The organism is Hyphomonas sp. L-53-1-40 (genome assembly GCF_000682775.1).
Classification (GTDB): Bacteria; Pseudomonadota; Alphaproteobacteria; order Caulobacterales; family Hyphomonadaceae; genus Hyphomonas.
The window spans coordinates 600,272-616,901 of sequence record NZ_AWFI01000001.1; the positions used below are offsets into that span (position 1 = coordinate 600,272).

Genomic DNA, 16,630 nt, shown 5'->3' on the forward strand with positions numbered 1-16,630 from the left:
GTGGATGGAAGGACTCTCAATGTTTTCTCGTCGATTGTTTCTGGCGTCTTCTGGCGCTGCTCTTTGGGTGCCTAAACTGGCAAACGCTCAAAACGGCAAGCAGCACTTCACGTTGGGGGTCGCATCAGGATCGCCCCGGCCCAGCAGTGTGATTTTGTGGACGCGACTGGCCCCCAATCCGCTGCAAGGCGGCGGTATGCCGTCGGGCGTGGCGCAAGTGCGATATCGTGTGTGCACTGATGAGGAAATGCGAAAGACGTTGATGGATGGCATCGCCACCACATCCGAAGAAAAGGCACATTCGGTGCATGTGCGTATCGAAGGCTTGCGGCCGGGTCGGGAGTATTTCTATCAATTTTATTATGGCGATGAGGAAAGTCCTGTCGGGCGGACACGAACCTCAAGTCCTGATAACGACTCAGCCAGGATCGCGCTGGCGTATTGCCAGCACTACGAGTCCGGCCACTACGCAGCCTATCGTGATCTTGCGGAGTGGGTGCCTGACTGCGTGCTTCATACCGGAGATTATATCTATGAGGGCGCCATCAGTCCGCTTGGCGCGCGGCTGCGCGATGTGGGGGGCGGGGAGCGGCGTTTGTTTGAGACCGTGCGCCAGCACAATAGCGACGAAATTACCACCTTATGGGACTATCGAAATCGTTATGCGCTCTACCGTTCCGATCCACACCTTCAGGCGGCACACGCTATTGCGCCCTGGATCGTCGCGATGGATGATCACGAGGTCGACAATAACTGGGCCTCAAACACGCCTCAGGACCCGGAAAAGCAGACGCGGCTCGAATTCCAGGTTCGTAAATATGCAGCTTTCAAGGCCTATTATGAGCATATGCCGATCGAAGAGCCGCCCACTCTGCGAGATATGAGGCCTGCGCTGAAGCTCTACAACAAGTATGTGTTCGGCCCTGCTCAGATACATTTGCTGGATACGCGTCAGTTCCGGTCGGACCAGCCATGTGGCGATGGCCGCAAGCCGCTTTGTTCAGATGCGGCAGATCCGGCTCGCACCATGTTGGGTGCAGGACAGGAGGCTTGGTTGAGCCGTGAGCTCAGACAGTCCAACTCCGCTTTCAATGTCATCGCAACGCAAACCTGGTTCACCCCTTATCGCTACAACGCGCCGCCTGACGGTCCGGTCACCAATTTGGATAGCTGGGACGGTTATCCGGCTGCGCGCAACCGGCTTTCCTCCGTTTTGGCAAATGATGTGTCGAACCCAGTTTTCCTTACAGGGGATTGGCACACCGCTATGGCATCGACTCTGTATGAAAAGCCCTTTGACCCGACATCGAAGCGCATCGGCCATGAGCTCGTGGGTGGTCCCATTTCCTCAGGATGCCCCTGGGCGCGGGATATGGAGGTCATGCGGAGCGCGAACCCCCACGTTTCCCATTTGAATGGGCAGCAACGGGGCTATCTGCGTGCCACGTTTACATCTGCCAATTGTCATGCCGAGTTTCGCGTCGTTGAGGATGCTGGACGAGCCAACTCACCCGTCTTCACCGATACGGAAATGCGAACCAAAGACATCTAACGCTTCCCGAACCCGGCATCAGTCAAGCCAGATGCCAATTCCCCTGAAGGACCAAGACCATGTTTTCAAAGATTTTCCTGATTGCTACGTGTACGGCACTCTATGTTTCAGTCGCGGTTGCGCGTGAACGCGCGGTGGAGTTTCCTGACGCGAAGGATGGCAGCGTCGTTCTGGCTGCTGATCTGCACACTCATTCGGTGTTTTCGGATGGCGAAGTCTGGCCATCCATCAGGGTCAAGGAGGCCCATCTGGACGGGCTGGAAGTTCTGGCGGTAACTGAGCATTTGGAGCATCAGCCACACAAGGCCGACATACCGCACCCTGACCGGAACAGATCTTATGAGATTGCCGAGGGCGTGCGTGCAGATTCCGAGTTCGACCTGATGATTATCAACGGCGCCGAGGTCACTCGCGATATGCCCTATGGGCACATCAACGCCATCTTCCTGAATGATGCGAACGCGCTTCTGACAGAAGAACCAAAGCAGGCCATGGAAGCGGCGAGGGCCCAAGGGGCCTTTGTGTTCTTGAACCACCCGAACTGGCTGCCGCATGTGTCGGATGGGATTGCGCGTCTCAGTGACTATCACAAGGATCTGATCGCGGAAGGCCTGCTTCAGGGCATTGAGGTTGTGAATGGCACGTTGGATGGGCATTCCGAACATGCGCTCCAGATTGCTCTAGACAATAATCTGACCGTGATGGGCACGTCCGACATTCATGGCTTAGTAGACTGGACCCACGACGCAGGAACCGGTGGGCATCGCCCGATGACGCTCGTATTGGCGTCGGATCGTAGCGAAGCGGCCTTCAAACGGGCCTTGTTTGAAGGCCGCACAGTGGCTTGGTCTTATGATGACCTGCTCGGCCGGGAAGAGCATGTGAAGGCAGTTGTTGATGCCTGTCTGACCCTTGAGGCTGAGCCCGCCCTACGTGACTACACAGTAATCTCCGCCAAAATTGTCAATGCTTGTCCGGTAAATTTCACTCTGCTTAATCAAGGAGAGGAAACCTTCCAGAACACCGGCGATGTGCTGAACGTAAAACGCGATGGGGAGACGGCGGTCGCTGTGCGCACCAAAACCGGTAAAGGCCAGATGGTTCTGACCGTTGATGTGCTGAATGCCCAGATTGGCTTTCGCAAGGCTTTGACGACACGTCTTGTGACAGTAATCCCCACCCAATAGCCCCAGGATCGTTCCTGAAATTTGCATATTCTTGGAGAGCGCAAATCCCGATGGGATGTGCGCTCTCCTCGTCATGGCGGCAAAGCTCACCTCAAATCCAAAGATGCAATTGACTTGCAATAACATTTCCCCTAGTCGGCAATTAATATTGAGACACATTCTCATAAATGCTAATCCAAGGGGTGAATTAGATGCGAGTATCGCGGGCCAGCGCTGTCAGTACTGTTGCGCTTCTTATAGGTGTGGCGTCTGCCGCTCCAGTCTGGGCGCAGTCTTCTGACACGGACACGGCCGAAGAGAGTCGTCAGGAAACGGTGATCGTGACCGGTACGACCGGATCTTTCGGTGCCACCAAGAATGAAACTCCTATCGTCGAGACAGCACGCTCGCTCTCCGTTGAAACCTCCGACATGTTCATAGACAAGGGTGCCTTGCGGTTGGTCGATACGCTGACCTACGTGGCGGGTGTGACTGCCGAGCCATATGGTTTCTCAACCCGCGGTGATTTCCCATTCTCCCGTGGTCTAAGCATTCCGCGTTATCGTGATTCCATTCAGGAACTTTTCGGTAGCTACAACTCCACTCGTGCCGACGTATACACGATTGAGCAAGTGGAAGTGCTCAAAGGTCCAGCTTCGGTACTCTATGGTCAGGGGTCACCGGGCGGTATCGTTAACTACGTGTCGAAAACGCCTTTGGAAGACTTTGGCGGCGAGATTGCGGCACAAGTGGGAAACAATGATCACTATCAGATTGCCGGTGACGTAACCGGGCCAGTCGCAGGTTCAGATGGTAAGCTGCTCTATCGTCTGGTTGGGCTCTATCGCGACACAGGTACGCAGATTGATCAGGTTGATGAGACGACGACGGTTTTCATGCCATCACTCAGCTGGCTGCCGACCACAGATACCAAGTTTACAGTAATCGGACTTCTTCAGGACACCGATAGCGATGCAGCCGCCCAGTTCATTCCGGTCCAAGGTACGCTCAATCCGCTCAGTTCTTCAGGCGGTTACCTGGACACCAATGTCTATGCCGGTGAGCCTGGCTTCAACCGTTATAATACGGACTCGCAGCAAATTACCTTGTTGGGTGAACATCGCATCAATGATGTATTCAAGCTGGAAGGCACGGCGCTTTGGCGGTCCGGCGAGGCCGACTATCAACAAGCTTGGCCGGTCTTCTACGGTCCGCGCTATCTGAACCAGATTCTCGATGCCACACCTGCCTTGCAGGCTGCGGCAGACCTGCAGGGACTGACGTTCACCGACACGACGGTGCCCCGCACATTCTATCAAGGTGACAATACCTTCGACCAGATGGCAGGTGACTTGCGACTCCGCGCTGAATTTGCCACCGGAAAGTTCGATCACCATGTCCTTGCCGGGATCCAGTATCAAGATGTCGAAACTGATAGTGACTCCGCATATTACTTTGGCGGCGGGGTTCTGGCTGGTGACTTCCGATATGTTCTCGACCTGGCGAACCCGGTTTATGGAAACTATCCGGACCAGGCGGCATTTGACGCGATCTACAGTGACACACCCGCTTCAAACGTCGAAGACTTCGGCATCTATCTTTCCGACCAGATATCTTACGAAAACTGGCGTTTCACGCTGGGCGTGCGCAGCGATAGTGTCGAGAATGACAGCGGTACGGCTGTGCAGGATGACGACGCGATATCGACCAGCGTCGGCGTGCTCTATCACTTCGACAACGGCTTTGCGCCATATGCCAGCTATTCGGAATCCTTCGAGACCGTTGTCGGGACTGATACGCTAACCAACAATCCGCTCAAACCTCAGGAAGCCCGTCAGTACGAAGTAGGTATCAAGTATGAGCCGGAAGCCTTCCCGGGATTGATCACGGTCAACTATTTCGACATTGAAATCTCGAATTTGTCCAACCCGAACTCCCTGCCGGGCGCCGCTTCGCAACAGGAAGGCGTTGGCAAGCTGAAAGGCTTCGAGTTCGAGAGCCACGTTCAGATTGATGAAGTCTATCTGCAAGCATCAATTTCCACGCTGGATGCGGAAGACCCGAACGGATTCCAGTTGGCTGCTGCACCAGAAACGCAGGCATCTTTTTGGAGCACATGGCGTCCAGACGGCCGTTGGTCCGGGTTCAAATCGGGCGCAGGTATCCGCTATGTGGGCGAGACCGTTTCGGAGAACGGAACCGTCCGCTACGTGACACCAGACTATACGCTGGGCGACCTGATGGTCGGTTACGAATGGGACACATGGGATTTTCAGGTCAATGCACGCAATCTGACCGACGAAGACTATCTTACGGGCTGCCTGACGCGGGGAGATTGTTTCCCTGGCCAGCGCCGGACGGTCGTTGCCAGCCTGCGCTACAAATTCTAAGGCGGGCGCTATATGAGCCATGCTGACTATATCTTGGCGATCCTTGCCGCGGTTGGAGGCTTGTTCGGTCTTGCGCTGCTCTTCGCAGTGTGGCGCAAGCCGGGGCGCCCCGTCCTTCTGGTGCTGGGATGGGCGCTGGTGGCCGCAAGTCTTGTCGTATGGTTTGTTGTCAATTTTGATCGAGGTGTCGCACAGGTCGCCTCACTCCTGATGCTGATCGTGGCGGGCGCGATCACTCTGCCGGGGCTGCGCGGAACCAATGGCCTGCAAGCGCCTGTCCGAAACCGCGAGGTACCTGATAACGCACGCCGGTCGACCTTGCAGATGACAGCCGACATCGGTTCCGGAATTTGGATGTTTCTGCTGGCTGGGCCGGCAGCAGGTGCGATCTCGCTCTATGCTGGAGGGGCGCTCCTGCGCCTTACCAAACCGGAAATAGGCAATCCGACGAATGCTGTGGTGGTGGCCTTCCTCGTCAGCTTATCCCTGTGGGCCGTATTGAGCACGTTGGTGCTCATGGAAAAACGCAAATTACGTCGCAGCGTCTATGTGATGGTCGCCTTGGCGGCCGTGCTCTGCGCCGCTCTCATTTAGCTTGTCGAGACTCTTCCTATGGCAAAATCCCTCTGGCCAAAATCTTCAAGTGAACGTGTTGATTCCGCCCTGTCGGCGCACTCTGTCATGGGGCTGGTAATCAGCGCTTTGCTGTTTGTCATCTGTGTGAGTGGCACAATTGCCGTGTTCGAGGACGAGCTGGAATGGTGGGAGCAAGCGGGCACTCCGACGGTGCACGAAGTTTCTCCATCCGTGATGCAAGCGACTGCCGAGGAAGTGCTCAAGCGCGATCCCGAAACGACACATCTCTACATGTATCCTCCGCGGGAAAACTGGCCCCGGTTTGTGGCTGGTGGGGACAATGGCATATTCGTGTTGAATAAGTCCGGTGAATTCGTGCGCCAGCTGGAGGCGCCTTGGAACGATTTCCTTATTGAACTCCATTACTATCTCACCATGCCGCACAGTTTCGGCATCATCATTGTTGCCATCTTCGGTGTCATGCTCGTGTCTATGGCAGTCTCGGGATTGCTTGCACATCCGCGTATCTTCCGGGATGCTTTCCGATTTCGCCGCACAGGTCAGGCGCGGCTGGCTCAGGCCGACCTTCATAATCGTCTCAGCGTCTGGACCACGCCGTTCCTCGTTGCTGTGGCGGGAACTGGCGCGATGATCGGACTGTTCGGTGTCGTGGCGTTCGTTTTTGCGCAGACCAATTTTGGTGGCGACACGAAGAAGCTTAGTGAGGCGATCTTCGGCGGTGAAGTCCTTGAAGCTGACGCTACGCCTGCACCCATTACCGGCGTGGATACGGCGCTCGTCAATCTCGATCGCGATATACCTGGCGCAAACCCTTTCATCGTGATCATTCATGAGCCTGGAACCAAAAGTCAGCACATCGAGATCTATGGCGACGAGACCAATCGCCTGATCTATGGTGAAACCTACACCTACTCGACGGATGGCGAGTTGCTGGCGACCGGGCACAATTCCGACGGGCCGGTTGGTCAACAGATCGCCATGTCGATGTATCGGCTTCATTTCGGTGATTTCGGCGGCGCGCTGATGAAGTCGATCTATTTCGTGTTGGGCATCATGCTCTGCATTGTCGTTGCCACCGGCTTGAACATCTATTTCCTCAAGCGCCGCGAGAAGGGGCGTGCGGCACCGCGTCTGGAAGCGATGTGGAGTGGTTGGATCTGGGGCAGTATGGCCATGTTCCCGATTACGCTGACGGTTAGTCTTCTGGGTGTCAGTGGCGGTTGGCTCATCGCGATGTTCTGGCTTGGATCAATCGTGTTTTCAGGTGTTGCAACTGCATGGATGAGTGCAGCGTCGGCGGGCCTTATGTTCCGCGCAATCTTTGGCGCGGCCTTGCTCTCTGCATCTCTGGTTCACCTGCTGCGCGGCGACATGGATTGGACTAATGCCTACATGGTGACTATCTCCGTGGCTCTGCTTGCCACAGGGGGAGCTTTTGTTGCGAAGGCGCTTTGGTCCAAGCGGTTTAGTGCAGAGCCAGCGACGACTGTTCAGGCTGGCTGAGGCAAACTATGCCTGACTTCAATGAAAATCCCTGCTTCGCGGGATCACTCGTATATTGCGGGGGTGTTGACCGCTTGTCCGTTGTGTTGGGCCCTTGCGTTCGGGAATTGGGCGTATGACCTCGTCGGCGCGGTCGAGAACCCTTTTCAACGGATCGTCTCCAATATCTTCTGACAGCTGAACAAGGTCTCCCGTCCGGTCTATCAACTGGTTCGCCACGATGTGGGTGACATTGTCGGCGGTTTGAACGCGGCCCTTCACCATCAAGACACGCGCACCCATCACGACTGGCCGAAAGCGTTCGAACACGTTCGGCCAGACAACCAGATTGGCGATGCCGGTCTCGTCCTCAATCGTGATGAAACAGACCCCGCTGGCCGAACCTGGGCGTTGACGCACCAGTACGACACCGGCCGTTTGGACCCGTGCGCCATTTGGCAAATGGCAAGCCTCCTGCGTTGAGACGACGCCCATCCTGTTATAGCCCGCTCTCAGAAAGGAAACCGGATGATCCTTCAATGAGAGGCGGGTCGTTTGGTAATCCTGCAGGACTTGTTCTGAGCGCGGCATGAGGGGAAGTCGTGGTACTTGTTCGGCTCCCTGTTCTGCCGCATCAGCTGCGGCGAACAGGGGCAGCGTGTTGCCGCTGGTTTCGCCGCGTACGCTCCATAGGGCTTCGCGCCGGCTAAGCTGCATTGAGCCGAATGCATCCGCTGCGGCGAGCAGTTCAAGCGACCGGCGGCTGACTCTTGCTCGTCGGCGAATATCCTCCGGGCGGTCGTAGGCATTGCCCCGGGCAATCATCATGGCTTCCATCTCGTCCTCGCGCAGACCGTCCACCTGTCTGAAACCGAGACGAACAGCACAATATGTCCCGTCCGTTGGTTCCAGTGTATTGTTCCAGTCCGAAAGGTTCACATCCACGGGACGGATTTCCACGCCATGCTCGCGTGCATCCCGTACAATCTGCGCGGGCGCATAGAAGCCCATAGGCTGGCTGTTCAGCAGCGCTGCACAGAAAACATCCGGATGATGACTTTTTAGCCAACTCGAGATGTACACAAGGTGGGCAAAGGAAGCAGCATGGCTTTCTGGAAATCCATACTCGCCGAAGCCCTTCACCTGATCAAAGCATCGTGCCGCGAAGATCGCATCATAGCCGCGCGCGATCATGCGCTCGACCATCATGTCCTGATAGTTGCCAATCGTCCCCATCTTGCGAAAAGTGGCCATCGCCCGGCGCAGACCGTTGGCTTCATCGGCTGAGAACTTTGCAGCATCCATGGCGATCTGCATCGCCTGCTCCTGAAACAAGGGCACGCCCAACGTGCGACTGAGGATACGTTCGAGTTCATCCGGCGGTCCGTGCTCAGGTGATGGTGCAGGATAGGTTACGGTTTCAAGGCCTTTCCGGCGGCGTAGATAGGGATGCACCATATCCCCCTGAATGGGGCCGGGCCGGACGATCGCGACCTCGATCACAAGGTCATAGAAAGTGCGTGGTCGCAGGCGCGGCAGCATGTTCATCTGTGCCCGGCTTTCCACCTGAAATACACCGAGGCTGTCACCTTCGCAGAGCATCTCATACGTGGCCTCATCATCCTGTGGGATGGTGGCGAGTGTGTACTCCAGTCCCTTGTGCAGCTGAAGCAGGTCAAATGCCTTCCGGATACAGGTCAGCATGCCGAGGGCCAGAATATCCACCTTCATGATGCCGAGGGCATTGATATCGTCCTTGTCCCATTCAATGAAAGTGCGCTCGTCCATGGCGGCATTGCCGATGGGGACTGTCTCGACCAAGGGTCCGCGCGTCAGCACAAAGCCACCGACATGCTGTGACAGATGACGCGGGAAACCAATCAGCTGCTGGGTGAGCAGAATGGCCCGGCGGATCATTGGATTGGCCGGGTCGAGCCCGGCTTGGCGGATCTGACCCGGATTGATGGCGCTGCCCCAACTGCCCCAGACCGTTCCGGCGAGGGCGGCGGAGATGTCTTCGGTCAGGCCGAGCGCCTTGCAGACCTCTCGCACGGCCGAGCGGGGGCGATAGGAAATCACTGTTGCTGTCAGGGCCGCTTTGTGGCGACCATAGCGACGATAGACATACTGGATGACTTCCTCGCGGCGCTCATGTTCGAAGTCGACATCGATATCCGGTGGCTCTTTGCGTTCCTTTGACAGGAAACGTTCGAACAGGAGGCTGGTCAGGGCCGGGTCTACATTTGTAATTCCTATACAATAGCAGACGGCCGAATTCGCTGCGGAGCCACGCCCCTGACACAGGATGTCCTGCTTGCGTGCCCAAGCCACGATATCGTTCACGGTCAGGAAATAGCGCGCATAATCCAGCTCCTCGATCAGGGCGAGCTCCTTGTCGAGGGCGGCGCTGACTTTACCTGGAATGCCATCCGGGTAGCGCCATCGCGCGCCTTTCCAGGTGAGGTCATGAAGGTGTTCCTGCGGTGTCTTTCCCACCGGGACAGGTTCGTCCGGATACTCATAGGAAAGCTCATCGAGGCTGAATTCGCAGCGGTCTGCGATCTCGACGGTTCGGCGCAAGGCTGGCTCGAACCCTTTGAAAAGGCGAGCCATTTCATCCGGTGACTTCAAATGACGTTCAGCATTGGCCTCCAGTCGGTAGCCAGCTTGTTCTACTGTGCAATGCATGCGGATGCAGGTGAGCACGTCCTGCAGCGGGCGGCGTTCCGGGGTATGGTAGAGCACATCATTTGTCGCTACGATCGGGATATCCTGCCGGGTGCAAAAATCGGCAAGGCGGGCAATCCGTTCCCGATTACGGCCATGATAAGCATAGCTGGCCGCCACATAGACGTTGCCTGGCGCGCGTGCCGCGAACCGCTTCAGGACTTCGGCAAAGGTCGTGCCCAGCTTATCCGGCGGCTGGAAAATGAAGACCTGTCCTTCGGCATGGGCAAGAATATCTTCCAGAGTGATCAGGCAGTCGCCTTTTTCCGCTTGCAATTTACCGGCCGATAAAAGGTGCGAAAGGTGTCCATAAGCTGTCCGGCTTTTTGGGTAGCAAATCACTTCCGGACCATCCGTCGGCACGAGGCGCGCACCGACGAGAAGACGCAGGTCGGCTTCTTTTGCCGCGATATGAGCACGCACGACACCGGCTAGCGTATTATGGTCTGCAACACCGATAGCGACATGCCCCAATTGTTTGGCGACCAGGACGAGTTCTTCTGCATGTGAGGCACCGTGCAAAAAAGAAAAATTCGTCGTAAGGGAGAGCTCGGCATAGTCGGTCATGCGAAGAGGCCGTGTACATACCATTCGGGTGCCCCGCCACGTCCATCACCGTAAAGCCCTTCGCGGAACAGCCAATAGCGCCGCCCGGTCGCGTCCTCGACGCGGTAATAGTCCCGCGCGCGGGGCAGTAGCTTTACTGGCTCGGATGGGGCATCCAGCATGGCCTCGAGATCTGCGCGGACATGCGCGATCTGGGCAGCATCGGCCCGCGGATCCATTTTGGGGGTAAGCCAATAGCGGGCTTGGCCTCTCAGTGCGGGTGGGGCTTGTGGTGTGGCAATATGGGTCCACCATTCCGGAGCGATCCGTTCAGGTCCGTCGGCCCGCGTCACTGTACGCGGCACGCGACGCCAGATGAAGCGCAGAGGCGGGCCGTCCGGCACTTCGGCCATGACTGTGACTCGTTCCGGGGAGGACAGGAGGCGAATGGGGCGCGGTCCGGCAGCCGGGCTGTGGATAGCAAGGGCCGGGACATCGCCGGTGAACTGCACTTGGCGTTCGGCGCGTTCCGGCACATGACTCTCTCGTGGTTGGACAAGGCTTACGGTGTGTTCGCCCAGCCGGGCCATGATCCGGTCGGCCAGCGCGGACAGGGCGGCAACGTTCATGTCCGTCGAGGCGAGGTCGCCCGACAGCGCCATGGGGCTGGTCTCCATCTTGTCTGTGCGATGGGCTTCGAGCAGAAGCAGGTCGATACCAAAGCCGGGGTCAATCGAATCGATCCGTTCACGAAACAGGCGGAGAATGTGTTTCGGCTCACGCGCAGGGCGGGCGGTCTTCACTTCCAGTTCGGAGCGTGTTCCGTCAGACTTGAATGCCACGAGCAGAAAGTGCCGCGCGCCGAGACCGGTCGCACTGAGGGCCTTACAAAGATTCTGCGTCAATTGTTCGAGGCCAATTTCGATGGCTTCGTTGGTGGCAATCGGTTCTGGACAGTTCAACCGAGCGGATCGGATCGGCAGGGGGCGCAGGGGCGCCAGTGGTTCATGGCGCAGGCCTAGGGCCTGGTCGAGCCTTAAGAGTACCGCATCGGCGGCAGATCTTGACTGGAAGCGCCGTCCCAGAGCTTTTCGATCGATGCCGTAAAGCTGGCCGATCCGCGTGAGGCCGAAGCGGCGCAGCAGGGTTTCAGCGTCAGGCGACAGGCGCAGGGCTGCGACGGGAAGCTCAGCAAGGCCAGCCTCTTCTTCACCTGCCTGCAGGCAGGTGCCTGGCGCGGCCCGGGAGAGAGCGGAGGCTGCGCCCGGCGTACCGGCAAGGCCCAGCCGGTGCGGGATGGCATTACGCTCCAGCAGACCGGATAGTGCCTCCATCATGGCCAGTTCGCCGCCATAGAGGTGTTCGCACCCCGTGGTCTCCAGGATGAGGCCGTCAGTGCCATCGATCGCGATCAGCGGCGCAAACCGGATCATCCAGTCGCCGAGTGCGGACAGGGCGCGGGTGTCGGCGACCGGGTCCATGTCCTCGGTAACAAGGTTGGGCACGCGGGCCCGTGCATCGGTGAAGGCCAACCCTTCTGCTATGCCAAGCTGACGGGCAGGGTCATTGGCAGCGGCGATGCGCAGACCCTTGGTGCTGTTTTCAAGCAGGGCAAAGGGCAGGTGAGGGTCAGGCGGTTTGCCGGAGGCCGGGCGGGCCGATCCGGTCCTGAGAGCGCGGCGAGCGCGCCGGAGTCGGGTCAGCGGCCAGTCCGGAAACCACACGCAAAGATAGCGTTTCATCGTCAAGCTCCAGATCAAATGATTGCCCTGCCATGTGTGGGGCCTGGCGGGACCGTTCGAGCACAGCCTTCCAGCGGAGCGCTCCGGGGGCATGCGTGTCGTAGCGGTTAGGGGATGAGGGGCGCGGGGAAAGGCGCCATCGGGCACTGGCAGCGGTGGCGCCGTCCCGCGTATAGGGCATCAGCAGAATAACCGGCGTGCCATGCCGCCCGGATACAAGCGCGAGCCGGCGCGAGGCGGTGAAATTGGCATCCTCCAATTCTGCAATCACCAGTGAGGCCACACCGGAGCGGATGGCTTCTTCGGTGGCCCAGAGAGCTTCTGCAGGCTTGCGGGGGGTGATGTTCAGGTTTGGGGGCATGTCTGGGGCGACTTCTCGGCAGCCAGCCTGAAGGAGGACACCATGGGCCTGTTTCAGGCTGGACTGGCGGATCCAGATAACAGGGCCCTTGCGACGTGCGCGTGCCGCGAGCGCAAAGCCGGTCATCGCCGGAAAATCCCCGTGTGAAGCCTCGCAGATCTCATGGACACCTGCCTCTCCCAGACCCAGTGGAAAAGGCATGCTCGGCTGCTGCTGAGGCGGGAAGCAATGAAAAGCGTCCTTTAGGGAAGATGGGATTGATGCCATTTGTTCATTATTTGTTCTTATCGCGTTGAGTCAACTGACTCCGTCGAGCAGAAAGGATTTCAACAGGTACAGTGGCGGTTTCTGACGGACTTGTCCTGTAATGGATTATTCAGGACGAGGTTGGCCTAGCCGTAGCAGAAAGATCTGTGGACAGTGCTGACGCTGGCGACAAATGCCCTCGTGTCGGCCGTCAGGTATGTGTGAAAACAAGAAGCAGCAGGATCGGCAAGGCAAAGCCCGCAATCGTAAGTGGCCATGTGCTGGGGCGGCGCGTGGAATGCATCTGCAACAGCCAGAGCCCAGACGCACAGAACAAGACAACTGCAATGGCGAACAGGTCGAGAAACAATGTCCAGGCGAAGCCAGTATTTCGGCCCTTGTGCAGGTCGTTGAGATAGGCGACCGCGCCGCGACTGGTTTTTTCGAACATGACTTCGCCGGTCTCACGGTCAATGCTGATCCAGGCATCTCCACCGGGCCGGGGCAGGGTGATATACGCGTCAAAATCGGTCCATTCGACCGGGCGGCCTGTTGTATCAAAGCTCGTCTCAGATTTGAGATAGGTCGCGACCTCGGCGGGCAGGCTGGACTCGGCGCCAGTCTTCGCATGTTCATCAAGTAGCGTGACCAGCTCGCCTGGCAGGATGCTCTCGCCTTCGATGGTTTTTGGCTTTGAGGTAAGATCGCTGGCATGATTGAGCGTAATGCCAGTCGCCGCAAACAGCATCATGCCGACAAGACAGAGCGCGCCAGACATCCAGTGAACGGTTCGCACCTGACGCTTGATGAACATTTTCAAGGAGGCGCGTTTCGCGGGGGCGGTCTGGGAGAGGCTCATTCCGTCAGGGCTCATTATCTGTAGTGCGCCGTCTGAAGTTGGGCGCGGTCTGGTGGAGTTTCGCCTCCTAACATGCGCGAATATGCGCCTGCAAGTCATTCTCAATGCGTGTGTGCAATTGACTTGCTGCGGGCCTGTTGGTCTAGCCAAGACGTATACGTTTCCTGACCAGGCATCTGAATGCGCTACGCTCTTCTAGACTCATGTGATCCCGTCCGGGCCGCCACACTTTTCTATGGCGATGCGGCAACCCTCTGGCTCGATAGCGCGGATACCGATCACCCTTCATCACGCTGGTCATATCTCTGCATTGCACCAATCGCGACTTTGCAGGTTCGTGCGGAGGAGCTGTCACGCGGTAAGGATGGCTTCGCAGACAGGGCGGACGAAGTAAGGGCCTGGATACGCAGCACCGAACGGCAGCGCATTGCGGAAGGTCCCCCGTTCCAAGGCGGCGCGGCGGGCTATGTTTCCTATGATGCTGCGCCACTCTTCCTTGAGCGATTCAAATCGCGGCACGTGCCGCGCTCTGACCTGATCGAACTCAACCTTTATGACACGTTGCTGGCATTCGATTTGGAGGGTCAGAAGACTTGGGTCATGTCGGCCGGGCTGAGGGCGGCGAACGCAGAAGAGGATGACGCGCTGGCAGATGCGAAGATTGCGGAGGTGCTGACCCGTCTGGGCGACACGCGGCGTGCCCCGGATGTGGACGTGCCATTGGGCTGGTCACGCCCGGATCAGGCTATTGATTACATTGCGGCCGTAAAGTGTACACAGGATTATATTCTGGATGGCGACATTTATCAGGCCAACATTGCGCAGAATTGGGTGGCATCGCATTGCGACGTGTCGTCGGCTTTTTCCAACTATCTGCAGATGCGCGAGCGGACGCCTGCGCCCTTCGCGGCGTTCGGCCATTTTGAAGGGCGTGTTCTGGCAAGCGCATCGCCAGAGCGCTTGATCTCCGCTTCGGCTACGGGGCGAGTCGTGGCGGAGCCGATCAAGGGAACCGTCAGACGCGAGGCTGACCTGATCGAGGACGATCTGGCGCAGGCAGGCCTGTTGGCCTCTGAGAAGGATCGCGCCGAGAACATCATGATAACTGACCTTCTACGGAATGATTTGTCCATCGTGTGCGAACCTGAATCGGTTGAAGTGACATCGCTTTGCCGCTTGGAGACATTCTCCAATCTTCATCACCTCGTCTCGACCATTGAGGGCGACTTGTCGGACGACAAGGATGGCATTGACCTGTTCAAGGCAGTGTTTCCCGGTGGATCCATCACAGGCGCGCCGAAATTGCGCGCGATGGAAATCATTGACGAACTGGAGCAACGTCCTCGTGGCGCGTATTGCGGAGCTATTGGCTATGTCGGTTTTGATGGTGCATTGGATTTCAACATCCTGATCCGTACCATTGATCATTTGCCGAAAGAGAGCACGCTATTAGCCGGCGGGGGGATCACATTGATGTCGGACCCGGGTGGCGAACTAGCAGAGTCAGAGTTGAAAGCAGAGCGGATCGCGCCGTCCCTGTTCCGGGTGGGGAAGAAGGTATGATCCTCGTGCTCAACAATCGCGACAGTTTCGTTCATAATCTCGCGCGCTATCTGACATGCGAAGGCGCGGATGTGACGGTCGTTGATAGTGACCGGATTACTCTCCATGAAATCACCGATCTTGCGCCTCAAGCGCTCGTCCTGTCGCCGGGACCATGTACACCGAATGAGGCAGGGATCTGCTTGGAAGCAGTTCAGTACTTCGCTGGGAAGCTGCCAGTTCTCGGAGTGTGTCTTGGGCACCAGGCGATCGCGCAGGTTTATGGGGGCAAGATTGTCAGGTCCAATTTTCCCCGCCATGGACGCACCACGACGTTGTCAGTGCAGGGCGGAGCCTTGTTTGCTGGCTTGCCCCGCGCTTTTGATGTCAGTCTGTACAATTCTCTCGTGGCAACATTTGATGATTTTCCGGACCAATTTCAAATTGATGCGGTATCTGCGGAGGGAGACATTATGGCGCTGTCACACACATCCTTTCCGCTATTCAGTGTTCAGTTTCACCCAGAGTCTGTGCTTACCGAGCATGGCGCTGAGCTGATCAGGAATTTTGTACAGCTCGCGAAGAACTGGAAACCGTAATGATCTTGTCTCAGCCGTCTGCCTTGTCTGACCAGTCGGAACTGTTTGACCTTCGGGACCGCGGCTTGTTGTTGGCAGATGGCGTGTTCGATACGTCGCTCGTCAGCGATGGACGCGTCATTCTGCGCGATGCACACTTGGACCGGCTTACCGAAGGGGCCACTGCGCTGGGTATTGAACTTGAGCGCAAGACTGTTACCCGTGTGATGGATGCGGCGATTGAGGGCACTGTGTCGGGTGCATTGCGTATCACGGTCACACGCGGCGCCGGGGTCCGCGGGCTCGCGGATGACATGGCGGCTTCGCCAACCCTCATCGCGCGTGTTTCAGAATATGATGGGAGTCTGACGCCAGAGGCTTTGCGAGCGCATAAAAGTACAATCCAACGCAATCCAACTTCCATCACCGCTCGCTACAAGACCTTATCCTACACAGACAATATCGCAGCGTTGCGTGGGGCTATTCATGCTGGCTTTAATGAGGCATTCTTTTTCTCGCCTGATGGGCATCTTGCCTGCGCCAGTGTGGCGAATGTGTTCGTGCAGATGGATGAAGCTATCTTTACGCCGCCCGTTGGGGATGGTGCTCTGCCGGGTGTGGTGCGGAACTGGATTTTGGGAAAAGGACGTATCGGCGATTTCGCCGTTTCGGAACGGTCCATCTCGCTTGGTGACCTTCGATCCGCAGACAGGGTTTTCCTAACCAACAGTCTGCGCCTGTTCCAACCGGTCTCAGTGTTTGAAACCAGGACTTTCAATACTGACTTGCCTGCGGGCTGTGCCGAATTGCGAGCAGAACTACTTACCAACTGACCCCGCTTT

At 57.4% G+C, this 16,630-nt stretch carries 12 protein-coding genes; 8 read left to right on the top strand and 4 right to left on the bottom strand.

Annotation, left to right across the window (positions count from 1 at the left end; translation table 11 throughout):
* Nucleotides 1–19 precede the first annotated feature (19 nt).
* The 5 genes from L53_RS02875 to L53_RS02895 all read left to right on the top strand — a co-directional run bounded on the left by L53_RS02875 (nt 20) and on the right by L53_RS02895 (nt 7,208).
* A complete protein-coding gene (locus L53_RS02875; protein WP_034811337.1) occupies nt 20–1,552 on the top strand; it encodes an alkaline phosphatase in 1,533 nt (510 codons plus the stop codon).
* A 59-nt stretch (nt 1,553–1,611) separates the two neighbouring features.
* The gene (locus L53_RS02880; RefSeq protein ID WP_034811339.1) at nt 1,612–2,739 is read left to right on the top strand and encodes an Sb-PDE family phosphodiesterase; all 1,128 of its coding nucleotides are present in this window, start codon (nt 1,612–1,614) and stop codon (nt 2,737–2,739) included.
* A 191-nt stretch (nt 2,740–2,930) separates the two neighbouring features.
* Nucleotides 2,931–5,108, top strand: coding sequence for a TonB-dependent siderophore receptor (locus L53_RS02885; protein ID WP_051607492.1), 2,178 nt, complete (start codon nt 2,931–2,933; stop codon nt 5,106–5,108).
* A gap of 12 nt (nt 5,109–5,120) precedes the next feature.
* Nucleotides 5,121–5,702: a hypothetical protein gene (locus L53_RS02890; RefSeq protein WP_034811342.1), complete on the top strand. Its 582-nt coding sequence runs from the start codon at nt 5,121–5,123 to the stop codon at nt 5,700–5,702.
* An 18-nt stretch (nt 5,703–5,720) separates the two neighbouring features.
* Complete coding sequence (locus L53_RS02895) at nt 5,721–7,208, top strand: PepSY domain-containing protein (RefSeq protein ID WP_051607493.1); 1,488 nt, start codon at nt 5,721–5,723, stop codon at nt 7,206–7,208.
* Between the two features lie 18 nt (nt 7,209–7,226).
* On the opposite strand, the gene L53_RS02900 is transcribed toward L53_RS02895, so the two are convergent.
* The 4 genes from L53_RS02900 to L53_RS02915 all read right to left on the bottom strand — a co-directional run bounded on the left by L53_RS02900 (nt 7,227) and on the right by L53_RS02915 (nt 13,668).
* Complete coding sequence (locus L53_RS02900; protein ID WP_034811344.1) at nt 7,227–10,481, bottom strand: error-prone DNA polymerase; 3,255 nt, start codon at nt 10,479–10,481, stop codon at nt 7,227–7,229.
* On the bottom strand, nt 10,478–12,202 hold the full coding sequence (locus L53_RS02905; RefSeq protein WP_233347506.1) for a DNA polymerase Y family protein: 1,725 nt from the start codon (nt 12,200–12,202) through the stop codon (nt 10,478–10,480). The genes L53_RS02900 and L53_RS02905 overlap by 4 nt, the downstream gene beginning before the upstream one ends.
* Nucleotides 12,090–12,764 (bottom strand): ImuA family protein, encoded by a 675-nt coding sequence (locus L53_RS02910; RefSeq protein WP_051607494.1) that lies wholly within the window; start codon nt 12,762–12,764, stop codon nt 12,090–12,092. Before L53_RS02910 ends, L53_RS02905 begins: the two co-directional genes overlap by 113 nt.
* 256 nt (nt 12,765–13,020) lie before the next feature.
* The gene (locus L53_RS02915) at nt 13,021–13,668 is read right to left on the bottom strand and encodes a PepSY-associated TM helix domain-containing protein (protein WP_034811348.1); all 648 of its coding nucleotides are present in this window, start codon (nt 13,666–13,668) and stop codon (nt 13,021–13,023) included.
* 180 nt (nt 13,669–13,848) lie between these two features.
* On the opposite strand from L53_RS02915, the gene L53_RS02920 reads away from it, so the two are divergent.
* The 3 genes from L53_RS02920 to L53_RS02930 are packed head-to-tail and all read left to right on the top strand — an operon-like array spanning nt 13,849 to nt 16,621.
* Entirely contained in the window at nt 13,849–15,231 is a 1,383-nt protein-coding gene (locus tag L53_RS02920) for an anthranilate synthase component I family protein (protein WP_051607495.1), read from the top strand.
* Nucleotides 15,228–15,809 carry an aminodeoxychorismate/anthranilate synthase component II gene (locus L53_RS02925; protein ID WP_034811350.1) on the top strand — a complete coding sequence of 194 codons (582 nt, stop codon included), beginning with the start codon at nt 15,228–15,230 and terminating at the stop codon, nt 15,807–15,809. The genes L53_RS02920 and L53_RS02925 overlap by 4 nt, the downstream gene beginning before the upstream one ends.
* Entirely contained in the window at nt 15,809–16,621 is an 813-nt protein-coding gene (locus L53_RS02930; protein WP_051607496.1) for an aminotransferase class IV, read from the top strand. Before L53_RS02925 ends, L53_RS02930 begins: the two co-directional genes overlap by 1 nt.
* Nucleotides 16,622–16,630: the final 9 nt, after the last annotated feature.